This is a genomic window from Rhodopirellula islandica (assembly GCF_001027925.1).
GTDB classification, from domain to species: Bacteria; Planctomycetota; Planctomycetia; order Pirellulales; family Pirellulaceae; genus Rhodopirellula; species Rhodopirellula islandica.
Genome location: NZ_LECT01000001.1, coordinates 22,722 through 29,185 on the forward strand (window position 1 = coordinate 22,722; position 6,464 = coordinate 29,185).

General features: G+C 55.0%; 4 protein-coding genes. All 4 read right to left on the reverse strand.

All coding sequences use genetic code 11. The features are described from left to right. Positions 1-298: 298 nt before the first annotated feature. On the reverse strand, positions 299-1,018 hold the full coding sequence (locus RISK_RS00105; protein ID WP_047812221.1) for a response regulator transcription factor: 720 nt from the start codon (positions 1,016-1,018) through the stop codon (positions 299-301). Continuing rightward, positions 1,015-2,703 carry a sensor histidine kinase gene (locus RISK_RS00110; protein WP_047812222.1) on the reverse strand — a complete coding sequence of 563 codons (1,689 nt, stop codon included), beginning with the start codon at positions 2,701-2,703 and terminating at the stop codon, positions 1,015-1,017. The genes RISK_RS00105 and RISK_RS00110 overlap by 4 nt, the downstream gene beginning before the upstream one ends. Before the next feature lie 6 nt (positions 2,704-2,709). Then, the gene (locus RISK_RS00115; RefSeq protein ID WP_047812223.1) at positions 2,710-4,104 is read right to left on the reverse strand and encodes a vWA domain-containing protein; all 1,395 of its coding nucleotides are present in this window, start codon (positions 4,102-4,104) and stop codon (positions 2,710-2,712) included. A gap of 272 nt (positions 4,105-4,376) precedes the next feature. Continuing rightward, complete coding sequence (locus RISK_RS00120) at positions 4,377-5,843, reverse strand: Lpg1974 family pore-forming outer membrane protein (protein WP_150122452.1); 1,467 nt, start codon at positions 5,841-5,843, stop codon at positions 4,377-4,379. Positions 5,844-6,464: the final 621 nt, after the last annotated feature.

Consider the following 6,464-nt stretch of genomic DNA (forward strand, 5'->3'; position numbering starts at 1 on the left):
CCCTACCGGGATGGAAACTTGCGCAAACGAATACACCCTACAACAGAAAATATTTCGCGGTCCAGGTTAACACCCAAACGGCTCACGAGATTAAACCCAATCATTCCTGCGTACCTGCTTAGCAGAAGACGCTCGTCGAGCAAGTTCAATTGGCCGCAGACTGCTTTGTCTTTGTCGACCTTGAGCGGTTCACGGGTTGGAACTGGACCATCAAAAACGAATTGCATTCGCAGGTCAGCAGCATGAGCGGAAGCACAACACCACGTGACCAAGCAGGCAATCGAAAGGGTGAGCGTTTTCATGGGTGAGCCTTGCACTCGTAGCGGTAGCCAAGTCCGTAGACGGTTTGGATGATGCGTGGGTGTTTGGGATCGCGTTCGATGCGTTTGCGGAGTTGGCTGACGGTTTGGTCGATTGTTCGGCTGTTGGGGACTCGGCCGGGACCCCAGCATTCTTGAAACAGCGTTTGGCGATGCACCACATCCCCGTCAGCGTCATGCAGCAAGATCAAGATTTGAAGTTCTCTTGCGGTGAGTTCAATGGTCCCATCGCCACGAGTGGCTCGCAGTTTTGATGGTGTGACTTGCAAGTCGTCCATGTTGAACGCGACGTGCGCGGTCGGGTCCTTGGCACTTTGATCTTCACTGGGTTCCGGTTGGCAGCGTCGCAGGACCGCTTTGACACGGGCGATGACTTCGTGGGATCCAAACGGTTTGCTGATGTAGTCGTCCGCTCCCAATTCAAAACCGACCACCTTGTCGATCTCTTCCCCTTTGGCGGTGATGAAAATGATGGGCGTTCGTTTGTCGTTCGCACGCAAGAGCCGGCAAACGTCAAAACCACTCTTCATGGGCATCATCACGTCGAGGCACACCAGATCGAACTTCTTTGATTCAATCATCTTGGATGCGGACAGGCCATCACCGACCGTGGCCACGTCGTAGCCTTCCGCACCCAGCAATTCCTCCAGGGCAGCACGGGTGTGTCGGTCATCTTCCGCGATCAAGATTCGGGTCATGGTCGTTTGGTTTTGGATGACGAGAAACGATTGGACGTGGGATCCAATGGTTGCAGCGTGAAGCGGAAATGCGAACCGGTCTGGGAGGGAATCCAGGTCAGTTCGCCACCGTGCCGACGGGCCGCGTTGCGAGCAATTGCCAGTCCAAGGCCTGTTCCCGCTGGTGCGGACAAGGAATCGTCGAGCCGTTCGAAGGGTTCGAAGATGCGTTTCGCTTCCGACTTGGTGATCCCCGGACCCTCATCGATCACGTCGATCGTGATCACGGTTGCTGTTTGAGAACTGGTGAGTGTGACTCGCTTTCCGGCGGCCGCGTATTTTTCGACGTTGCTGAGCAGGTTCACCAGGACCAGTTCGATCACATCGGCGTCGATCGGGATTGCTTCGTCGGCGTTGAGCTTCAACTTCGTTTTGATCTCGAGACTCGCGAAAGCGGGAGCAAAACTTTCAAGGACGCGACGAATGATTTGGTCGGGGACTTCGAGTGTTGGACACAGTTTGCCTTTGCCGGAAACCATGTCGAGGACACCTGTGACCAGGCGGGACAGACGTTGGCTCTCCTCTTCGATCACATCCAGGCGTTCCCGCAGTCGCAGGCGTTGGTTGGTCTCATCTGAAGAGGAAGTTGATTCCGAATCGAGGTCGCGTTTGGCAAGTTCGGCGTACAAGCGAATGTTGGTCAAAGGCGTTCGCAACTCGTGCGACACATGACTGGCAAAACTGACGCGTTGTTGAGCCAGTGTCATTTGTCGTCGGATCGTTGTCATCACATACGCTCCCAGCAACAACAGCGTGGTCGCCAGTGCCAGCAAGGTTGCCAGCAACGGTACCGTTCCGTCTGCTAGCCAGCCTGGGGCCGCATCGGTCGACGGCGTGTAGATCAACCGCCATCCGTTCCAGGGCGAATCCATTCGAATTGTGGCGAGCGGTTGGGCTTGGTTGGTTGCATCCTTGGAATCGCCCCAGCGGTAGACCGTCCGGTCGGTGCTGTCTCGCAGTTCGTAGCGCCCGGCTTCCGTCGCAGTCGTGGCCGGCAAGGCTTCGACCAAGTCCGCCATCCAACGCCCTCGTTCCAGAACGATCCCGGTGGCGGTTTGGTCGGATCGTGGCAACCACAGAACCAGTTGCAAACCGTCTTCGTGGAACCAGCTTTGCCAGCGAGTGCTGGTGGTTGGTGGGGTGCTTGCGACCGACGATTTGGAAGTCCGGGGACTTCGCGACTGCGGGATGGTTGGCTTGATGGACGGCAAGGATCCCGGGTCGCGGAGTGGAACAGTGGCTTCGTCTTGCTCTCCAATGGGGCGTCCACGAGCTAGTTCACTCAGGGCGGCATACCACAACGTTTCCGAGGATGTGTCAACGGTAGGTTTGCGAGGGTAGATCAATCGTCCATCGCGATCGACCAACAAGACCGATCGAGCAATGGGCGTTGAGCGGCGAAGTTCCGCCAGGCGATTCAAGTCACGATCGGCCTGCCGAAGTTGGTCGCCAAGTTCGGTTTCATATCGCTGGGCGATGGGACGCAAGTTGGAACTCAAGTCCTGCAGTCGCCCAGCGAAGAGTTGTTGCAATTGTTCACGTTGCTGCTGTTGTTGCCGCGCGAGCGTGGCGGTTCCGAACCAGCCGATCAAGATCAGCGGCGAAACGATGAGCAACAGCAGTGCGAGGACGTGACGCAGAGGCAAAAGGGATTACCGACGAGGGGCCGAGGATTGGGAAGGCGAAAGACTAGGGACGTCCACCGAATAGGTTTGTTGATTTTGGACCGCATTTTGCAACTGTCGCATGCTCTTGCGAGTTGAATTCCACTTGGAACGATCCACAATCGCTTCGGCTTGCATTTCGTTGCTTACTTCGGCCAACTTTAGCTCAGGGAGAACACTGGTGACGCCCTTCGCTTCACACTCAAAGTACAGCTTGTTGAGAGAGGTCGCATTTCGATTCAGCAGCGATTGTGCTTCCTTGACTTGACCTGCATCCCGCAGCGCGGTGGCTTCGCGATTGAGTTCGGTGGTGATTTGCAAGCTGCAGTAGGCGTACACCTCCATGTCCTTGGCTTCTTCGACGATCTTTTCTTCGTCACTGAAGCGAACCTGGATGCTGCTGGTCAGTTTCTCTTTGGTTTCGGTTTGTAGATTGCGATACTGCACCGTGACTTCTGCCAGGTCTCGGGTGGAGTCTTCCGTACCGGGGGAGACTTCGGTTTCGACGATGAAGTAACGTTCTTGATTGGCGTAGAGCTGAGCGAGCGGAATGCGAATCGTTTGCCCTTCGATGTCTCCTTCGCTGCCGATCATCCGAACGGGGCGAACGGATTCATCCAGTTTGACCACGATTTCGAATTCGTTCGCGACGACGCTGAGAAGACCATCAAATTCCTGATTGAAGACGGAAACCAAACTGTCCGCATCTTCGATGAAGGCGTGGTTGCCACCGCCCACTGAAGCGAGCGCGACCATCAAGTCTTCGTTGTAACCTGAACCCAGACCGAGTGTGCTAACGCTGATCGCTTCCTTCATCAGCGAACGTCCCAGTCCTTCCAGTTCTTGTGGGCTTTGTGGGCCCACGTTGGCCAAGCCATCCGAAAGCAGGATGACACGGTTGACTTGTTCGTCGGCCAGGAACTTGCGAACTTCCGCGGCGCCTTTGCTGACACCGGCGAACAACGCGGTGGAACTGCCGGCTTTGATTCCGCGAATTTTTTGTTTGATTGATTCGCGGTCGGTGGCTTTGGTGGCGGGGACCAAGACGGTGACATTGCTGTCATACAAAACGACCGAAACAATGTCGTCGTTGCTGAGTCGATCGATCGCGGCTTCGGCAGCTTCTTTGGCACGCGTGAGTTTTTGTCCGCTCATCGAACCGCTGTGGTCGAGCACCAGGCAGACGTTGACGGGTGGTCGCTCTTCAGCGGATTTCAGTTCAAAACCAGTCAGTGCGATTCGCAAGTGATTGGTTTGTTTCTCACCCGATTTCATAACCGGGTGGACCAAGCGGACATCCAATTTGACTTGTTCGGCACTCGCTTGGTGAAGCGGTGAGGCCGTCATGGCAGCAACAAGTAACATCAACAATGAGAAACGCATCGGAAGGCTCCTGAGACAAGAGAGGACTAGCGATCGAGCCGGACATGGCTCGGACGTCACTCATTGAACGAAAAGCGGTCGCTCAGAAGTTCGAATGGGTGTCAGTCAATTGTAAAAGAATTGTCAGGCACCCGGATGCATTGGTGTTTTTGGGGAATGCATCCCCAATTGGCATCTTCGTTTCCCGGTTTTCGATGCGTTGAAGTTTGCAAAGCAGGACTCCAACGCGATGAAAGACTGGCCTTCCCCGGGAGTTGTTGGCTGGGCTGGGCTTACAATTTGACGACGGCACCGAAGGACAGTCCAAAGAAACTGAGACCGTCATCCAGCGGACTGTCCGTGGAAATCCCACTGTCAGGACCAAGGAACGTGGCCGGCGGGTTGGGGCCGCCCACTTGCGTGAAGTGATGGGCTTCGAGTGCAACATGCATTTGAAGCAGGTCCCAGGGTGAGTATTCGATTCCGAATTGGAGTTCGGTGTTGCCGGTGAAGTGGCGGGCCGCATTGTTCGAATCGCGAACGTCGATTGAATTGAGGCTTTGTGTGACTTCATTGAAACTGTCCGAGACGGAAAAGTCTTGGTGCCCGTACAAGAGAGATCCACGCAGCGAGGTGAACAGTTGCAAGCGATCCAGCGGAAGTTGATGGAAGGCTGCGAGGGCAACGGTCGGGCCAACTCCTCGGAACTGGGAAGACGCATGCACGGTTCCCACATCGGTGTTGGCGGCGTATCCCTGGCCAACCTGGGCGTAACGCAGACCGGTGTAGAGATCCAATCGGGGCGCAATTCGCTTTTGCAATTCGAAATCCACCACATCGGAGTGAATTGTGCTGGCGAAGCTTCCTTCATTGATGAAGGCCAGTCCGGTTGTGATGTCGCCGTCTTCGGAGAGGTAGCCGATCGCTCCCTCTTGGAAGGTTGGGATCAAGCCGTTGTCCTCGTTGGCGGTCAGCGACGTGCCTTGGTCAAACCGCCAGTAGCGAGCTTGGAATCCCAATGTGCCGTCCGATTTGTGCTGGCCAACTTGATAACGGTAGCTGTATTCCAGTTCCCAAGGGAACATGATCGAGACGTACTCATCGACGGATCCATTGTCGTCGTGATCGCGTTCAACAATCAACGCCGTGGTGTTGGATTGAAAGGGTTGGACAAACACATTGTCGAAACTCGCAAACCATTTTGTGGGAAGTGATTCACGGCGGCTTTGTTCCTTCGCATCCAATTCATGTTGCATTCTCGCGATCTGATTGCCCTGGCGAATCATCAGTGTTTGCAGTTCAGCGACTGGTGAACTGTCAGAGATGGACGCTGCGATACCGCTGTTGTATGCGACCGGTTGCACATCGCGATCCAGTTTCGCTTTCGATGTTGCATCGAGGCCGAGAGCGGAGGATTTGGGTTCGGTGTCGCGGAGCTTGCTTTTGCGGTCGCTGTTTTCGGAAGCGGTGGCAGGGGTTTCCGCAGTGCTTTCCTGAGCACGGTCTTCCAACGAATTCAGGCTTGCGAGATGAAAGCTGGCTCCTCCGCTCGGCTTCTTCGATGGGCTGTTGAGGGGTTGGGCTGTTTCGGCATTCACCGTGACAAGCGTGTTGAGAGGCGTTGGAGAGTCGGTGCTCGCGTAGTCACCGTATTGCGGCCAAGCCTGTGTTAGACGCCGAAGTCCAGCGTCCTGTGCCAGCAAGCTTCCTGCAGTGCAAAGAGTGCACAGGGGCAGTGCGACCATTGTCCAAAATCTCATCCATCAATCCCAGTTGGCAGAGCATGCTGTATTGGTCCGGTTGATCAAGGCAGCCGCCGTTGAACGCTTCTTGCTAGCTGAACCGGTAGGTGAAAAGGCATTTCGAGATCATCCTGCTATGGAATTCCGGCTGGGGGTGTCAATGTGACTTTGAGCATTTTGTTTGTGGCCTTTTTGAAGACGATGGCCCCCGCTGAGCAAATGCAGTGCCTTTGATTTGCTGGCAGACGGCGGAACATCGTGTTTTGTTCATGCGTTGAGGCGGGTGTGGATGCCCGAATCTCGCTGAATGCCAGTTTTTCCTCAGTTGTTTTGCCTTTTTGCTAAAGCCCGCAATTTCATCAGCTTCTTGGAGTTTCGACCTCGTTCATCAATTTGATACTTCTTTCGCTCACTCTCGGCTTCCGGCAGTGCATGCAAATTTAGTGTCCACCAGGTTCGACATCGATGAATTTTGAAAAACGTTTGACTGCCATTTTTGAGAGTGTTCGCAGAAGTCAAACGACGAAGTCAAGCCGTTTGCGAGGGCGCAGGGCGAAACGATTCGGCAGGAAGCTCAGCGTCCAGGCGCTGGAGGCAAGGGAGCTGCTCGCAGGTGACCTTTCTTTGGATGCCGCTGCC

What these genes read in the sequence shown, in the direction of transcription:
- RISK_RS00120 (WP_150122452.1), bottom strand. Translation starts at nt 5,843, where the DNA reads ATGAGATTTTGGACAATGGTCGCACTGCCCCTGTGCACTCTTTGCACT.
- RISK_RS00105 (WP_047812221.1), bottom strand. Translation starts at nt 1,018, where the DNA reads ATGACCCGAATCTTGATCGCGGAAGATGACCGACACACCCGTGCTGCC.
- RISK_RS00115 (WP_047812223.1), bottom strand. Translation starts at nt 4,104, where the DNA reads ATGCGTTTCTCATTGTTGATGTTACTTGTTGCTGCCATGACGGCCTCA.